The organism is Streptomyces sp. NPDC058371 (assembly GCF_042723265.1).
GTDB lineage: Bacteria > Actinomycetota > Actinomycetes > Streptomycetales > Streptomycetaceae > Streptomyces.
Genome location: NZ_JBHXJC010000020.1, coordinates 92,484 through 107,555, shown reverse-complemented (window position 1 = coordinate 107,555; position 15,072 = coordinate 92,484). Strand labels below are relative to the sequence as shown.

15 protein-coding genes are annotated in these 15,072 nt (G+C 69.6%); 6 read left to right on the top strand and 9 right to left on the bottom strand.

The features are described 5' to 3' along the window. Positions 1–32 precede the first annotated feature (32 nt). Together ACFWM2_RS37225 and ACFWM2_RS37220 are read left to right on the top strand one after the other, a co-directional pair. A complete protein-coding gene (locus tag ACFWM2_RS37225) occupies positions 33–524 on the top strand; it encodes an inorganic diphosphatase (RefSeq protein WP_383289767.1) in 492 nt (163 codons plus the stop codon). 143 nt (positions 525–667) lie between these two features. Beyond that, a complete protein-coding gene (locus tag ACFWM2_RS37220) occupies positions 668–2,329 on the top strand; it encodes a threonine/serine exporter ThrE family protein (protein WP_383289701.1) in 1,662 nt (553 codons plus the stop codon). An 81-nt stretch (positions 2,330–2,410) separates the two neighbouring features. On the opposite strand, the gene ACFWM2_RS37215 is transcribed toward ACFWM2_RS37220, so the two are convergent. Continuing rightward, positions 2,411–3,400 (bottom strand): VTT domain-containing protein, encoded by a 990-nt coding sequence (locus tag ACFWM2_RS37215; RefSeq protein WP_383289698.1) that lies wholly within the window; start codon positions 3,398–3,400, stop codon positions 2,411–2,413. A gap of 140 nt (positions 3,401–3,540) precedes the next feature. On the opposite strand from ACFWM2_RS37215, the gene ACFWM2_RS37210 reads away from it, so the two are divergent. Next, positions 3,541–3,906, top strand: a complete 366-nt coding sequence (locus tag ACFWM2_RS37210) for a YbjQ family protein (protein ID WP_383289695.1) — start codon at positions 3,541–3,543, stop codon at positions 3,904–3,906. A 58-nt stretch (positions 3,907–3,964) separates the two neighbouring features. On the opposite strand, the gene ACFWM2_RS37205 is transcribed toward ACFWM2_RS37210, so the two are convergent. Continuing rightward, complete coding sequence (locus tag ACFWM2_RS37205; RefSeq protein ID WP_383289692.1) at positions 3,965–4,726, bottom strand: MerR family transcriptional regulator; 762 nt, start codon at positions 4,724–4,726, stop codon at positions 3,965–3,967. Between the two features lie 86 nt (positions 4,727–4,812). Here ACFWM2_RS37205 and ACFWM2_RS37200 point away from each other — a divergent pair, with 86 nt between their 5' ends. Both ACFWM2_RS37200 and ACFWM2_RS37195 read left to right on the top strand, forming a co-directional pair. Continuing rightward, entirely contained in the window at positions 4,813–6,123 is a 1,311-nt protein-coding gene (locus ACFWM2_RS37200) for an ion channel protein (RefSeq protein ID WP_383289689.1), read from the top strand. A 50-nt stretch (positions 6,124–6,173) separates the two neighbouring features. Beyond that, positions 6,174–7,580 (top strand): glutamate decarboxylase, encoded by a 1,407-nt coding sequence (locus ACFWM2_RS37195; RefSeq protein ID WP_383289686.1) that lies wholly within the window; start codon positions 6,174–6,176, stop codon positions 7,578–7,580. Positions 7,581–7,628: 48 nt separating this feature from the next. Here the strand turns inward: ACFWM2_RS37195 and ACFWM2_RS37190 are convergent, their stop codons facing one another. From ACFWM2_RS37190 to ACFWM2_RS37165, 6 genes are all read right to left on the bottom strand, one after another. Then, complete coding sequence (locus ACFWM2_RS37190) at positions 7,629–8,357, bottom strand: ABC transporter permease (RefSeq protein ID WP_383289764.1); 729 nt, start codon at positions 8,355–8,357, stop codon at positions 7,629–7,631. 86 nt (positions 8,358–8,443) lie between these two features. Next, on the bottom strand, positions 8,444–9,397 hold the full coding sequence (locus ACFWM2_RS37185) for an ATP-binding cassette domain-containing protein (protein WP_383289683.1): 954 nt from the start codon (positions 9,395–9,397) through the stop codon (positions 8,444–8,446). Positions 9,398–9,480: 83 nt separating this feature from the next. Continuing rightward, on the bottom strand, positions 9,481–10,122 hold the full coding sequence (locus ACFWM2_RS37180; protein ID WP_383289680.1) for a PadR family transcriptional regulator: 642 nt from the start codon (positions 10,120–10,122) through the stop codon (positions 9,481–9,483). Positions 10,123–10,145: 23 nt separating this feature from the next. Continuing rightward, complete coding sequence (locus ACFWM2_RS37175) at positions 10,146–10,685, bottom strand: DinB family protein (RefSeq protein WP_383289677.1); 540 nt, start codon at positions 10,683–10,685, stop codon at positions 10,146–10,148. A gap of 176 nt (positions 10,686–10,861) precedes the next feature. Continuing rightward, entirely contained in the window at positions 10,862–12,322 is a 1,461-nt protein-coding gene (locus ACFWM2_RS37170; protein WP_383289674.1) for an aldehyde dehydrogenase family protein, read from the bottom strand. A 183-nt stretch (positions 12,323–12,505) separates the two neighbouring features. Continuing rightward, complete coding sequence (locus tag ACFWM2_RS37165) at positions 12,506–13,330, bottom strand: helix-turn-helix domain-containing protein (RefSeq protein WP_383289761.1); 825 nt, start codon at positions 13,328–13,330, stop codon at positions 12,506–12,508. A 393-nt stretch (positions 13,331–13,723) separates the two neighbouring features. Between ACFWM2_RS37165 and ACFWM2_RS37160 the strand changes: the two genes are divergently transcribed. Further along, the gene (locus ACFWM2_RS37160) at positions 13,724–14,218 is read left to right on the top strand and encodes an ATP-binding protein (RefSeq protein ID WP_383289671.1); all 495 of its coding nucleotides are present in this window, start codon (positions 13,724–13,726) and stop codon (positions 14,216–14,218) included. Between the two features lie 66 nt (positions 14,219–14,284). Here ACFWM2_RS37160 and ACFWM2_RS37155 read toward each other — a convergent pair whose 3' ends face one another. Then, complete coding sequence (locus ACFWM2_RS37155) at positions 14,285–14,548, bottom strand: DUF397 domain-containing protein (RefSeq protein ID WP_383289668.1); 264 nt, start codon at positions 14,546–14,548, stop codon at positions 14,285–14,287. Positions 14,549–15,072: the final 524 nt, after the last annotated feature.

The following is a 15,072-nucleotide window of genomic DNA, read 5'->3' as shown; positions in this document are numbered from 1 at the left end:
AGAACTATGTGCTGATCATGGAGGAGCCACCGGTGGAGTTCGACGTCACGATCGAGATTCCGAAGGGTTCGCGGAACAAGTACGAGGTGGACCACGAGACCGGTCGGATCCGCCTGGACCGTCGACTCTTCACTTCGACCAGCTACCCGGCCGACTACGGCTTCGTCGAGAACACCCTCGGCGAGGACGGCGACCCGCTGGACGCGCTGGTCATCCTGGACGAGCCGACCTTCCCCGGCTGCCTCATCCAGTGCCGCACGATCGGCATGTTCCGTATGACGGACGAGGCCGGCGGCGACGACAAGCTGCTGTGCGTCCCGGCGCACGACCCGCGTGTGGAGCACCTGCGGGACATCCACCACGTGTCGGAGTTCGACCGCCTGGAGATCCAGCACTTCTTCGAGGTCTACAAGGACCTGGAGCCCGGCAAGTCCGTCGAGGGCGCCAACTGGGTGGGCCGCACGGAGGCCGAGGCCGAGATCGAGCGTTCCTACAAGCGCGCCAAGGAGTCGGGCGGTCACTGACCTGCCCCCTCTTTTCCGTTCGGGCCGTGTGACCTCGATGGGGTCGCGCGGCCCGTTCGCGTATCCGTACGCATACTGAGCCGTACGGAAGGTACGCGGAAAGACGCAAGAGACGTACGTGCACGAAAGGCAAGGCTGAACGAGTGGCGGAACCGGAGGCGGAAGACCGCAAGCCTCAGTCGGACGAGGCGAGGAGTGCCTTCGCCCAACCGGCCGGTGTGGCGGCGCCGCAGGCACCGGTGGTCGAGGACGAGTCGTCCACGACATCCGAGTTCGCGCTGCCCAGGGGTCTGGACGTCCCCCAGGGCACCCCGGCCGACTCCGAGGGTTCCGCGTTCAGCACTCCGGCCACCTACAGCTCCAAGCAGGCTCCGCCCGCCTTCACGCCGGCCAGCGGCATCCCCGTGGTCCGGCTGACCAAGGACGCGCCCTGGCAGGACCGGATGCGCACCATGCTGCGCATGCCGGTGACCGAGCGGCCGGCGCCCGAGCTGGTGCACAAGGAGGACGACGAGTCCGGGCCGGCCGTTCCGCGTGTGCTGGACCTGACGCTGCGTATCGGCGAGCTGCTGCTGGCCGGCGGCGAGGGGGCCGAGGACGTGGAGGCCGCGATGTTCGCGGTCTGCCGCTCGTACGGCCTGGACCGCTGTGAGCCGAACGTCACCTTCACGCTGCTGTCGATCTCGCACCAGCCGTCCCTGGTGGAGGACCCGGTCACGGCCTCCCGGACGGTACGCCGCCGGGGCACCGACTACACGCGCCTCGCGGCCGTCTACCGGCTCGTCGACGATCTCAGCGACCCGGAGACGGCGATCACCCTGGAGGAGGCCTACCGGCGCCTCGCCGAGATGCGCCGTAACCGGCACCCGTACCCCGGCTGGGTGCTGACCGCCTCCAACGGTCTGCTCGCCGGTGCGGCCTCGATCCTCGTCGGCGGTGACGCCATCGTGTTCGTCGCCGCCGCGCTGGGCGCGATGCTGGGCGACCGGCTGGCCTGGCTGTGCGCGGGGCGCGGGCTGCCGGAGTTCTACCAGTTCACGGTGGCCGCGATGCCGCCGGCCGCGATAGGGGTCGCCCTCCAGCTGTCGGGCGGCGGGGTGAAGGCGTCCGCGGTGATCACCGGTGGGCTCTTCGCGCTGCTGCCCGGAAGGGCGCTGGTCGCGGGCGTCCAGGACGGTCTGACCGGCTTCTACATCACCGCGTCCGCGCGCCTGCTGGAGGTCATGTACTTCTTCGTGGGCATCGTGGCGGGCGTGCTGCTGGTCCTGTACTTCGGCGTGAAGCTGGGCGCGGAACTCAATCCCGACCAGGCGCTGGGCCTCTCCGAGCGGCCGCTCCTGCAGATCGCCGCGTCCATGCTGCTCTCGCTCACCTTCGCGGTCCTGCTCCAGCAGGAACGATCCACCGTCCTTGCGGTGACCCTCAACGGCGGCGTGGCCTGGTCGGTGTACGGCGCGATGCACTACGCCGGCGGCATCTCACCGGTCGCCTCCACGGCCGTGGCGGCGGGCCTGGTGGGCCTGTTCGGGCAGCTGCTGTCCCGCTACCGGTTCGCCTCGGCGCTGCCGTACACCACGGCAGCGATCGGTCCGCTGCTGCCGGGCTCCGCCACATACTTCGGCCTGCTGGCCTTCGCCCAGAGCGACGTCGACAAGGGCTTGGTGTCCCTGACCAAGGCCGCCGCCCTCGCGATGGCCATCGCCATCGGCGTGAACCTCGGCTCGGAGATCTCCCGGCTGTTCCTGCGGATGCCGGGCGGGAACGCGGCCGGGCGCCGCGCGGCCAAGCGGACGCGCGGCTTCTAGGCGTACGGGGCCGACGCGGGTGCCTGCCGGCATCGGGTGTGGGGACTGCGGGCCGCTGTGGGCCGCCGGGGTCTGCGGGCGCTATCGCTTGGCGTGGCGGCCGCGCGGGGGCTGCTGCGGGTCCTCGTCCTGGCCGTAGGCCTGGTTCTCGCCGTAGCCCTGGCCCTGGTTCTCGCCGTAGCCCTGGCTCTGTCCCTGGCCCTGGTTGTAGCCGTGGTTCTGGCCGTATCCGGGATTCTGGTGGTAGCCCTGGTTCGGGTTCTGGTTCTCGCCGTAGCCCTGGTTCTCGCCGTAGCCACGGCCCTGGTCGTAGCCCTGGTTCGGGTCGTAGCCCTGGCCCTGGTCGTAGCCCTCGTTCTGGCCCTGGTGGAGCGGGGGGACGCGCAGCTGCGCGGTCTGGTCGGGCGCGGGGGTGGAGGCGGGGCCGGCCGGAGCCTGGGCCGCTTCCTTCTTGGCCTTGCCGCGGGCCCGCAGGAACTCGATGGCGATCGGGATCACCGAGACGAGAACGATCAGGATCAGGATCGCCTCGATGTTCTTGTTCACGAAGTCGATCTTGCCGAGCCAGGAGCCGAGCAGCGTGACGCCCGCGCCCCACAGGACGCCGCCGATGACGTTGTAGGTGATGAACGAGCGGTACCGCATGCCGCTGACGCCGGCGATGATCGGCGTGAACGTGCGCACGATGGGCACGAAGCGGGCCAGGACCAGGGACTTGGGGCCGTACTTCTCGAAGAACTCGTGGGCCTTGACCACGTTCTCCTGCTTGAAGAGGCGGGAGTCCGGGCGGCTGAAGAGCGAGGGGCCGACCTTCTTGCCGAAGAGATAGCCCGCCTGGTCGCCCAGGACCGCGGCGACGCAGATCAGCGCGACGGCCGCCCACAGCGGGAAGTCCAGCTGGTTCGACGTGATCAGCAGACCGCAGGTGAACAGCAGCGAGTCGCCCGGCAGGAAGAAGCCGATGAGCAGGCCGGACTCGGCGAAGACGATGAGCAGCAGGCCCCAGATGCCGAAGCTGTCCAGGAGGTGGTTCGGATCCAGCCAGCTTGGTCCAAGGGCAAGCGTCGTCACGGTTCCGGGCTCCTGTGGGGTGAAGGAAGGTACGGCGGCTGGGTTCGAGCGACCAAAGTTATCAACGCCGTGTGTCTGCGCCAGGTTCCACCGGTGTCTCCAGGATGCACTGTGCGCCGACTGGGACAAAGCTGTGAGGCATGGGCATCGAGGATTACGGCGGCGGCATGAGCCCCCAGTCCGACGTTCTGGTCGTGACCACGAACGACGTACCGGGGTACCGCGTCGAACAGGTTATCGGGGAGGTCTTCGGCCTCACGGTCCGTTCCCGGCATCTGGGCAGCCAGATCGGAGCGGGTCTGAAGTCGATGATCGGCGGTGAACTCAAGGGTCTCACCAAGACTCTCGTGGAGACCCGCAATCAGGCCATGGAACGGCTCGTCGAGCAGGCACGCGCGCGTGGCGCCAACGGCGTGCTGATGTTCCGTTTCGACGTGACGGAGGCGGCCGACGTGGGCACGGAGGTGTGCGCCTACGGCACGGCGGTGGTCCTGGTCAAGGAATAGCGCACAGCGGTAAGGGGCGTCCGCCATGGCGGGCGCCCCTTACGTCGTTCCTCTGCCGTCATCCCTCGTGGCGGTCGGCGTTCGCCGCGATCGCGTCCCTCAGGTGCTCGGCGAGTCCCGGCCGCATGGAGTCGTAGTACTCCTTGAACCGCTCGTCGGAGACGTACATCTCGCCGAAGCACCGGTGGAGTTCGTACGAGCAGTCGTAGAACCACTTGCCGATGTGCTGCCGGTGCTCCTCGGCCAGGTCCATGGCCCGGTCGCCGCTCGCGGGTTCGCCGGACTCCATGAGGGCGTCGTACCGCTCGCCCCAGGAGGCGGCCTCGGCCTGCACCCGCTGCCAGTCGGCCTTGGTGTAGCGGGCCGTGCGCCGCTGCGACTCGGCGTACTCCGCCGTGCCGCCCCAGCGCTGTTCGACCTCCTCGGCGTGTTCTTCCGGGTCCTTGTCCCCGAAGACCTCGAACTTCTCCTCGGGCGTGAGGTTGATGCCCATCTTCCGTGCCTCCATGGCGTGTTCGACGGCCGCCGCCATCTTCCTCAGCTTCTCGATCCGGGCGGTCAGCAGCTCGTGCTGCCGGCGCAGATGTGCGCGCGGGTCCACCTCCGGGTCGTCGAGCAGGGCGGCGACCTCGTCGAGCGGGAAGCCGAGCTCCCGGTAGAACAGGATCTGCTGCAGCCGGTCGAGGTCGGCGTCGCTGTAGCGCCGGTGCCCCGCGTGGCTGCGCCCGCTGGGCGCGAGCAGTCCGATCTCGTCGTAGTGGTGCAGCGCGCGCACCGTCACCCCGGCGAAACCGGCGACCTGGCCCACTGAGTAGCTCACTTCCGCTCCCTTCTCGGTACGCACTTCAGGCTGGGCCCTCACGCCACGTGAGGTGCAAGTCGAGGGGCACATCGGAAATCCTCGGGATGTTCTGCGGCTTTTGCCCGCTTAGGGTGTCGCCCGTGAGCACCGAAGCCCCGGCGGCGCCGGGTCAGGCCCCCGTCCGGCGGCTGCTGCCGCTGATCGTGCCCTCCGCCGTGGTCGGGGTGGCCGCCGCCCTCGTCCTGCTGGGTGTCAGTCTGGTCGCCGAACAGCTCAAGGACGTCCTGTGGGAGACCCTTCCGGACGCGCTGGGCGTGGGCCGCTACTCGGTGCTCTGGATGCTGGTGATGCTCACGGCGACCGGTGTGGCGGTGGGCCTGGTGGTGTGGCGGGCCCCGGGACACGCGGGCCCCGACCCCGCGACCACCGGACTGGTCGACCCGCCGCTGCCGCCCCGGGTGCTGCCCGGGCTGCTGCTGGCCACCGTGCTGGCGCTGGCGGGCGGGGTCAGCCTGGGCCCCGAGAACCCGATCACGGCCGCCAACATCGCGCTCGCGTACTGGCTGGGCAGCCGGGCGGCCCCCGGCTCCCCGGCCGCGCTGTGGATGTCGCTGGCGGCGGCCGGCACGATCGGCGCGCTGTTCGGCACGCCGGTGGCCGCCGCGCTGATCTTCTCCGAGGTGCTGGCCGGACAGCCGGGGCCCGGCGCCCTCTGGGACCGGCTGCTGCCTCCGCTGCTCGCGGGCGGCACGGGTGCGCTGACCATGACGCTGCTGGCCCACCCGAGTTTCGACCTCTCGCTGCCCGCCTACGGGGGACCGCGCTGGGGCGATCTACTGACCGCCCTGGTGGTCGCCTCGGCCGCGGCGGTGATCGGGATGGCCGCGGTGTACGCCCTGCCCCATGTCCACGGCGCCTTCGCGCGGCTCGGGCGACACCTGCTGGCGATTCCCGTCGGTGGGCTCGTCCTCGGCCTGTTGGGGGCCCTGGGCGGGCATCTGACGCTCTTCAAGGGCCTGGACGAGGTGAAGACGCTGGCCGGGGACCCGGACGGCTGGTCGGCAGGGCGGTTCGCGCTGATGGCGGTGGTGAAGCTGGTCGCGCTGGTCGTCGCCGCGTCCTGCGGCTTCCGCGGCGGCCGGATCTTTCCCGCGGTCTTCGCCGGCGTGGCCCTCGGCCTGTGCGCGCACGCGCTGGTGCCCCAGGCGCATCCCACGGTCGCCGTCGTCTGCGGCGTGCTCGGGGTGCTGCTCGCGGTCACCCGGCAGGGCTGGATCAGCCTGTTCACGGCGGCCGTCCTGGCGTCCGACCCGGCCGTGCTGCCGCTGCTGGTGCTCGCGTCGGTGCCGGCCTGGCTGCTGGTGACCGGCAGACCCCAGATGCAGCTCCACGACGACGGGACCCCGATCCGCTGATCTACCGTGCGACGCAACCCCGACCCCACGACTGACCGTATGGAGGCGAAGTGCCGCTCCACAAAGGCCCCGAGACGCCCGACGAGCGCCCGATGTCCGTCAACCCCTTCTACGGGGAGACGAACCCGGTCAGCGGCATGATCGAGGCACCGCCCAGGCACCGGCTGCCGGACGGGCCGCTGCCGCCCACGACGGCGTACCAGCTCGTCCACGACGAACTCATGCTGGACGGCAACGCGCGGCTCAATCTGGCCACCTTCGTCACCACCTGGATGGAACCGCAGGCCGGTGTGCTGATGGCCGAGTGCCGGGACAAGAACATGATCGACAAGGACGAGTACCCGCGCACCGCCGAGCTGGAGCGGCGCTGTGTGGCGATGCTCGCCGATCTGTGGAACGCGCCCGACCCGTCGGCCGCCGTGGGCTGTTCGACCACCGGGTCCAGCGAGGCGTGCATGCTCGCCGGGATGGCCCTCAAGCGCCGCTGGACCCAGCGCAACGCGGACCGCTACCCCGGGGCCCGCCCGAACCTCGTGATGGGTGTGAACGTCCAGGTCTGCTGGGAGAAGTTCTGCAACTTCTGGGAGGTGGAGGCGCGCCAGGTCCCGATGGACGGCGACCGGTTCCACCTCGACCCACAGGCCGCCGCCGAGCTGTGCGACGAGAACACCATCGGGGTCGTCGGCATCCTCGGCTCCACCTTCGACGGGTCGTACGAACCGATCGCCGAGCTGTGCGCCGCCCTCGACGCGCTCCAGGAAAGTACGGGTCTCGACATCCCCGTCCATGTCGACGGCGCGTCCGGCGCCATGGTCGCGCCCTTCCTCGACGAGGACCTGGTCTGGGACTTCCGGCTGCCGAGGGTGGCCTCCATCAACACCTCGGGGCACAAGTACGGCCTGGTCTACCCGGGTGTCGGCTGGGCGCTGTGGCGTACGGCGGCGGAGCTGCCGGAGGAACTCGTCTTCCGCGTGAACTACCTGGGCGGCGACATGCCGACCTTCGCGCTCAACTTCTCCCGGCCGGGCGCACAGGTCGTGGCGCAGTACTACACGTTCCTGCGGCTGGGCCGTGCGGGCTACCGGGCCGTGCAGCAGACCACCCGGGACGTGGCCCTCGCCCTCGCCGGGCACATCGAGGCGCTGGGGGACTTCCGGCTCCTCACCCGGGGCGACGAGTTGCCCGTGTTCGCCTTCACGACGAAACCCGAGGTGACGGCGTACGACGTCTTCGACGTGTCCCGGCGGATGCGCGAGCGGGGCTGGCTGGTGCCCGCGTACACCTTCCCGCCGGACCGGGAGGACCTGTCCGTGCTGCGGGTGGTGTGCCGCAACGGCTTCTCCATGGACCTGGCCGAGCTGTTCGTGGAGGACCTGGGCCGGCTGCTGCCCGAACTGCGGCGGCAGCCGCATCCGTTGACGTCCGACAAGGAGAAGGCGACCGGTTTCCACCACTGAGCGGGGCCCCCGGCGCTCGGCCGGCAGCCCCGCCCGGGGAGGGTGGGCTCAGCGGCTGAGGCGGGCGAACCGCCGTACCGCCAGCGGGAAGAACACCGCGACCAGGGCGAGCGGCCAGGCGACCGCGGCCCACAGATGTCCCGGCTCCCCGCCCGGGCCGCCGAACAGGTCGCGGACCGCGGTCGCCGTCTGGGACATCGGGTTCCACTCGACCACCGCGGCCAGCCAGCCCGGCATGGAGTCGGGGGTGGCGAAGGCGTTGGAGAGGAAGCCCGCGGGCCAGACCAGGATCTGCACGGCCTGCACCAGCTCCGGCCTCCCGGCGACCATCGCCAGTTGGATGCCGATCCACAGCATCGCGAACCGGAAGAGCAGCAGCAGGCCGACGGCGCCCAGGAAGGCGCCGGGTCCGCCGTGCGCCCGCCAGCCGATCGCGTACCCGACTCCGATCAGCACGAGCAGGCCCACCGCCGACTGGAGCATGTCGGCGGCACAACGGCCCACCAGCACCGCGCCGTTGGCCATCGGCATCGAGCGGAAGCGGTCGATCACGCCCTTGTTGAGGTCCTGGGTGACGGCGAGCATCGTGCCCTCCAGACCGAAGGCCATGGTCAGCGCGAGCATGCCGGGCACCAGGAAGTCGACGTAGTCACCGGCGACACCGCGCCCGCCGCCGATCAGGTAGCCGAACATCAGCAACAGCATCACCGGGAAGACCAGACCGACGAGCACCTGCACCGGCTGCCGCGCCCAGTGGGCGAGTTCGCGCCGGGTCATGGTCCAGCAGTCGGCCAGGACGTGCGTCCCGGCCCCGGCCCGGGCCGGCTGATCGGCGCTCACTCGGCTCCGGTCGTACGTCGTACTCACACGGCCTCCTTCGTACGGTCCTCGCGCCCCGTCAGCCGTAGGAACACCTCGTCCAACGTCGGTCGCCGCAGCGCGATGTCCTCCGCCTCGATCCCGGCCGCCTCCAGGGCGCGTACGGTCCCGGCGAGCGCCGCCATGCGGTCGGCGACCGGGGCGCTCAGCAGCCGGCGGTCGGCGTCGACGGAGACCTCCGACTTCTCCAACGGCAACAGGGCCACGGCGGCGCCCAGTTGGCCGGCGTCGCGCAGCACCACGTCGATGCGGCCGCCGCCCGTGCGCTCCTTCAGCTGGTCCGCCGTGCCGTCCGCGACGGCCCGTCCCCGGTCGACCACGGAGATGCGGTCGGCGAGCTGGTCCGCCTCCTCCAGGTACTGCGTGGTGAGCAGGACCGTCGTGCCCCCGCCGACCAGGGAGCGCACGGCCGCCCACACCTCGGCGCGCCCGCGCGGGTCGAGCCCGGTCGTCGGCTCGTCCAGCAACAGCACCTCCGGGTCCGTGATCAGGGAGGCGGCGAGGTCCAGGCGCCGCCGCATGCCGCCGCTGTACTGCTTGACCGCCTTGCGGCCGGTGTCCGCGAGGCCGAAGCGCTCCAGGAGTTCGCCGGCCCGCACGCGCGCGTGGCGCCCGCCCAGGTGGTGGAGGCGCCCGAACATCTCCAGGTTCTGGCGGCCGCCCAGCTCCTCGTCGAGCGCCGCGTGCTGGCCGAGCAGGCCGATGCGGCCGCGCACCCGGCGCGCCTCGCGCACCACGTCGTACCCGGCGATCCGCGCACGGCCCTCGTCGGGCCGCAGCAGTGTGGTCAGCACGCGCACCGCGGTGGTCTTGCCCGCGCCGTTCGGACCGAGCAGTCCGTGGACGGTGCCGCGTCCCACGGTCAGATCCAGCCCGTCCAGGGCCGCCTTGGCCCCGTACCGCTTCCGTACGCCCTCGACGACGATCGCGTCGGTCATCCGGCTCCTTCCGCCACTTCCACGGTAGTCAAACTTGACTACGCGTTCAAAGTAATGCCCCTGATGGCATTCGTCAAACTTGATTAGCCGCGGTCTCCCGGATGGGGCGTCCCCGTCGCGTACGGGTTCTCGTCACCCTCGCCCAGGACCCCGACGAATGGTTCGCCCTCGCCGGCGAAGGTGTAGGCCCCGCGCTCGATCCGCTCGATCAGTCCGCGTGTCCACTCGGCGTCCGCGTCGGCGGTGTGCACCCAGAGGTTCATGATCTCGCCGATGTGGCCGAGCTGTTCGGGGCCGTCCTCGGGCACGTAGTGCTCGGTCACGGCCCCCCGCCACTCCTCGATCCTGCGGATCCGCTCCTTCAGCAACGCCACCGCCTCGTCCCTCGGCAGGTCGACGATGAAGCCGATACCCGCCGACTGGACGTCCATCTTCTGGTCGTACGAGGTCAGGGACTCCCGCAGCAGCGCCAGGAACTCCTCGGTGCCCTGGTCCGTGATCTCGTACTCGGTGCGCGGCGGTCCGCCCGCGGTGGACGGCGCGATCTCGTGGGCGTGCAGCAGTCCCTGTTTCGCCATCTGCTTGAGCGCGTGATAGATCGAGCCGGGCTTGGCGTTGGACCACTCGTGCGCGCCCCAGTACTCCAGGTCGTTGCGCACCTGGTAGCCGTGGGCCCGCCCGTGCTGGCGGACGGCGCCGAGCACCAGGAGACGGATCGCTGACATGCGGTCCAGGTTAGAGCCGGGGATCAACCCGCCTGCTCCCGGGCCACCAGCTCGAAGGCGGTCGCGCCGTCCAGGGACTCGCGGATGATGTCGGCGTGGCCGGCATGGCGGGCCGTCTCACGGATCAGATGGAGCGCCACCCAGCGGATGGAGACCCGGCCCTCCGGCGGGAACCAGGGGGCCTCGGGGAGGAGGAAGGTCTCGTCGAGGCTCGGCGCCGAGCGGATGAAGGCCTCGGTTTCCGCGGCGACCTTCTCCCAGTACGCGAGCTGTCCCTCGACGGTCTCGTCGCCGACGAGCACGAAACACTCGTGCCAGTTCGACTCATCTCGCTGGACCGCAGTCGGCTCGCCCTTGGCACGGGCGATCCAGCCCTGCTCAACCTCGGCAACGTGCTTGAGCAGTCCGGCCAGCGACAGTTCACTCGCGCTGGGCCGGCTCGCGGCCTGCTCGGCGGTCAGGCCGATGAGGGCCCGCCTGATGCCGCCCCGCTCCGCCTCCAGGAAGGCGATCAGGGCTCCGCGCTCGTCGTCGTGCGCTTCCAGGGAAACGTGAGTGACCATGACCGGCCGCCTTTCATCGGGTCCTCTTGCCTGACACCGATGAAGCTACGGGGACTTGCGGTCAGCTTCTGTCCTCATCCACAGAGGCGGGCCCGGTTCGCTCCGGATTTTCCGTCCGCCTGCGTCGACTCCCGTTCGTGCCGTCGGCACAGGCGCCCCTCGGCCCACCCACCCGGTCAGAACGGGAAGCGGCTGCGCCCGTGCTGCACCGAGATCCACTTCTGCGTGGTGAACGCGTCGACCACCGCATCGCCGTTCAGGCGGCCGATGCCCGAGTGCTTCTCGCCGCCGAAGGCGACCAGGGGCTCGTCGTGGACGGTGCCGTCGTTCACGTGGAACATGCCGGTGTCGATCTGCTTGGCGAAGGCGACACCGCGCTCGATGTCGCCGGTGTGGACGGCGCCGCTGAGGCCGTACGGGGTGTCGTTGGCGACGCGAACGGCCTCCTCCTCGCTGTCGAAGGGGATGAGGACCGCCACCGGGCCGAAGATCTCCTGCTGGAGGAGGGCGGAGCCGGCGGGCACGCCGGTCAGCACGCTCGGCTCGACCAGGTTGTCGGTGGTGCCGCCGTGGACGAGGGCCGTGGCGCCCTCCGCGATCGCCTGGTCGACCACGCCCGTGAGAGCGTCCGCCTGGGAGGCGTTGATGACCGGGCCGATGACCGTCGTCGGGTCGGCCGGGTCGCCGACCTTCAGCGACCTGACCTTGGCGACGAACTTCTCGGTGAACTCCGCCTCGATCGAGCGGTCCACCAGGACACGGTTGGCCGCCATGCAGACCTGGCCCTGGTGCACGTACCGGCTGAACACCGCGGCGTCCACGGCGTAGTCGATGTCCGCGTCGTCGAGCACCACGAGCGCGCTGTTGCCGCCGAGTTCGAGGATCGAGCGCTTGAACTGCGCGGCGCAGACCGTGGCGACGTGGCGGCCCACCGTGTCGGAGCCGGTGAAGGAGATGACCTTCGGGACCGGGTGCTCGATGAACGCGTCGCCGATCTCGGCGATGTCGGTGATCACGACGTTGAGCAGGCCGCCGGGCAGGCCCGCGTCCTCGAAGACCTTCGCGACGAGGGAGCCGCCGACGATCGGGGTGTTCTGGTGCGGCTTGAGCACCACGGCGTTGCCCAGCGCCAGGGCCGGCGCGACGGACTTCAGCGACAGCAGGAAGGGGAAGTTGAACGGGCTGATGACACCGACCACACCGACCGGGACGCGGTAGACGCGGTTCTCCTTGCCGTCGACCGGCGAGGGGACGATCCGGCCCTCGGGCCGCACCGCCCACTGGATCGACTCGCGCAGGAACTCCTTGGCCAGGTGCAGCTCGAAGCCCGCCTTGAGGTGCGTGCCGCCGAGCTCGGCGATGATCGCCTCGGTGATCTCCTGCTCGCGGTCCTCGATGATCCGCAGGGCCCGCTCGAAGACGGCACGGCGCGCGTACGGGTTGGTGGCGGCCCACTTCTTCTGGGCGCGCTCGGCCGCGCGGTAGGCGTCGTCGACCTCGTCGACCGTGGCTATGGTGATCGACGCGAGCTTCTCACCGTCGTACGGGTTGAAGTCGATGATGTCCCATGAGCCGGTGCCCGGGCGCCACTCACCGTCGATGTACTGCTGGGCCAGGTCGGTGAAGTAGGACGACATGTGCTCCCTCAATCCCTGTGCTGCCGAGGCAGACATCCGGTCTGAGTCAGCAGTCATCCGATCAACGTCTGATCACGCGTCATCGTACTTGTGTTTAAACGGAGTTGGAGAGCAGCTCAGGACAGAGTGTGAAGACCTGCGGAAGACCGTCCGAAACCCGAGGGCGGGGATTTCGGCCACCGGTCAGGAGAGCTGGAGGAGGCCCCTGAGCAGATCGCGGCTCTCGGCCGGACCGGGGCTGTCCTGCTGCAGCTGCTTCAGCGCGCTCTCGTACTGCGTGACGTCCTCGCGCTTGTCCAGGTAGAGCGCGCTCGTGAGCTGTTCCAGATAGACGACGTCCGACAGGTCGGACTCGGGGAAGCTCAGGATGGTGAAGGAGCCGCTCTCGCCCGAGTGCCCGCCGAAGCTGAACGGCATGACCTGAAGTCGTACGTTCGGGCGCTCCGAGATCTCGATGAGGTGCTGGAGCTGACCTCGCATCACCTCGCGGTCGCCGTACGGCCGGCGCAGCGCGGCCTCGTCGAGGACGCAGTGGAACTCGGGGGCGCTCTCGGAGACGAGGTGCTTCTGGCGCTCCAGGCGCAGTGCCACCCGCCGGTCGATGTCGGCCGGGCTCGCGCCCTTCATCCCGCGCGTGACGACCGCGTGCGCGTAGGCCTCGGTCTGCAACAGGCCGTGCACGAACTGCACTTCGTACGAGCGGATCATGTGGGCCGCGCCCTCCAGGCCCACGTAGGTCGGGAACCAGCTGGGCAGCACGTCGGAGTAACTGTGCCACCACCCCGCGACGTTGGCCTCCTTCGCGAGGGAGATGAGGGAGGTGCGCTCGACCTCGTCGGTGATGCCGTACAGGGTCAACAGGTCCTCGACGTCACGCGTCTTGAAGCTCACCCGTCCCAACTCCATGCGGCTGATCTTCGATTCGGAGGCACGGATCGAGTAGCCGGCCGCTTCCCGGGTGATGCCACGCGCCTCTCGCAGGCGCCTGAGATGCGACCCGAGCAGCATGCGCCGCACCACCGAGCCGCCCCCGGCCTCAACGGCGTTCGGCCGGGGGTATCCCCATGCCTCACCAGCGCTCACGTTCGTCCGCCTCCCCAACCGTCCTTCAAGGCCCGAAGTCTGCCACTAAAACACTTCGAGCTGTACTCGTTCGGTTACAGAAAGGGAAAGGAGCCAAAGGAGTTACACAGAAAAAGATCAGGAGAGGGCAAACAAGTGGGAAGAAGGTGAGAGAAGAAATGAACAGAAAGGGGTACGGGATGACCTAATTCAGGCGCGTGCACGTGCATCTGCCCTTGCATCTGCTGAACGCATTCGGAACCATGGTCCCGCGCCACCGCTGCATCGCAACGACCGCGAACCCCGGGAGTGCCTCGCATGGGGACGAATGGATCGACCATGCTCGAGCCGTTACGGCAGGGGCTTCCGCCGCTCGACCCCGCGGCCGTGTCCGACGCCGCTTCCTGCGCGCTGCCTGCCCGCTACGAAGCGGTGCGCGAGGCACGGCAGTTCAGCCGCAGGACGCTGGACCAGTGGGACATCGGCGAACGCTTCGACGACGTCTGTCTGGTCGTCTCCGAACTCGTCACCAACGCGCTGCGGCACGCGCTGCCCGCGGACACCCCGCGCGGCCGCGAGCAGGAGCCGCCCGTGCGGCTGCATCTGATGCGCTGGACCACCCGCCTGGTGTGCGCGGTGCGCGACCCCAGTCACGACAGTCCGGTCGCACGCGAGACGGACGACTTCTCGGCGGAGTCGGGCCGCGGACTGTTCCTGGTCGACTCGTTCGCCGACAGCTGGGGCTGGCACCCGCTCGCGGGCACCCTCAGCGGCAAGGTCGTGTGGGCACTGTTCCGGCTGCCGCCCCCGGCTGCCCCGGCCACTACGGAATGACGGACCGCGGCGCTTTTCAGCGCCGCGGTTCTACGCGCGTTACACACTGCGCACGGACGAACACCTTCAGGCGCCGGCCACCAGGTGGTCGAACTCGCCGTCCTTGATGCCGAGGAGCATGGCCTCTATCTCGGCGCGCGTGTAGACGAGGGCGGGCCCCTCCGGAAAGCGCGAGTTGCGCACCGCCACCCCGCCGCCGGGCAGCCGCGCGAACTCCACGCAGGATCCCTGCGAGTTGCTGTGCCTGCTCTTCTGCCAGTCCACCCCATGCAGCTGAGTGGCCGCCATGCCGTTGTACACGTCGTCCACGTCGCACACGTCGTGGTCCACAGGTCGCTCCCCGGGTGGTGCATTGGCTGATGTGGCCATTGATGCATTGGTCAACTGACCCGGATCATAACTCTGTTCATGTGCAGATGCATGGGCAGATGCACGTGCACGCGGGGTGTTCCTGCGGTTACAGCTTTTACCGGCGCTTGACTACGGCCTGCTGGTCATACGGCTACGAACTGCTGCCGACCGGCCCCGGAGACCGCCCGGAACCCATCGAGCGTCTGCCCCCGGAGATCACAGGACATGCGATCTCCGGCCCCCGTCCATGCTCTTCCGCGCCATTCATCCGTGCCGGAACGTCCGGATCGAATCCCTCGTCCACTAGGAAGAGACGCACGCCGTGGCCTTCCTGTTCCCGCGGTCCACGAAATGGACCGGTCCGCGGGACGCACGGGACCGGCGCCGGGGCGACAGGACACAGGGCGTGGGGAGGGGGGGGGCGGCATCGAAGCAACACAAAGGTCGACGGCGCAACTACATGGGGGTGTGTGTTGGGGCGAACCGGCAGTAGTCACACGCAC

What these genes read in the sequence shown, in the direction of transcription:
- ACFWM2_RS37210 (WP_383289695.1), top strand. Translation starts at nt 3,541, where the DNA reads ATGGGCATCGAGGATTACGGCGGCGGCATGAGCCCCCAGTCCGACGTT.
- ACFWM2_RS37200 (WP_383289689.1), top strand. Translation starts at nt 4,813, where the DNA reads ATGTTCTGCGGCTTTTGCCCGCTTAGGGTGTCGCCCGTGAGCACCGAA.
- ACFWM2_RS37165 (WP_383289761.1), bottom strand. Translation starts at nt 13,330, where the DNA reads ATGCTGCTCGGGTCGCATCTCAGGCGCCTGCGAGAGGCGCGTGGCATC.
- ACFWM2_RS37185 (WP_383289683.1), bottom strand. Translation starts at nt 9,397, where the DNA reads ATGACCGACGCGATCGTCGTCGAGGGCGTACGGAAGCGGTACGGGGCC.
- ACFWM2_RS37190 (WP_383289764.1), bottom strand. Translation starts at nt 8,357, where the DNA reads ATGACCCGGCGCGAACTCGCCCACTGGGCGCGGCAGCCGGTGCAGGTG.
- ACFWM2_RS37160 (WP_383289671.1), top strand. Translation starts at nt 13,724, where the DNA reads ATGCTCGAGCCGTTACGGCAGGGGCTTCCGCCGCTCGACCCCGCGGCC.
- ACFWM2_RS37180 (WP_383289680.1), bottom strand. Translation starts at nt 10,122, where the DNA reads ATGTCAGCGATCCGTCTCCTGGTGCTCGGCGCCGTCCGCCAGCACGGG.
- ACFWM2_RS37170 (WP_383289674.1), bottom strand. Translation starts at nt 12,322, where the DNA reads ATGTCGTCCTACTTCACCGACCTGGCCCAGCAGTACATCGACGGTGAG.
- ACFWM2_RS37175 (WP_383289677.1), bottom strand. Translation starts at nt 10,685, where the DNA reads ATGGTCACTCACGTTTCCCTGGAAGCGCACGACGACGAGCGCGGAGCC.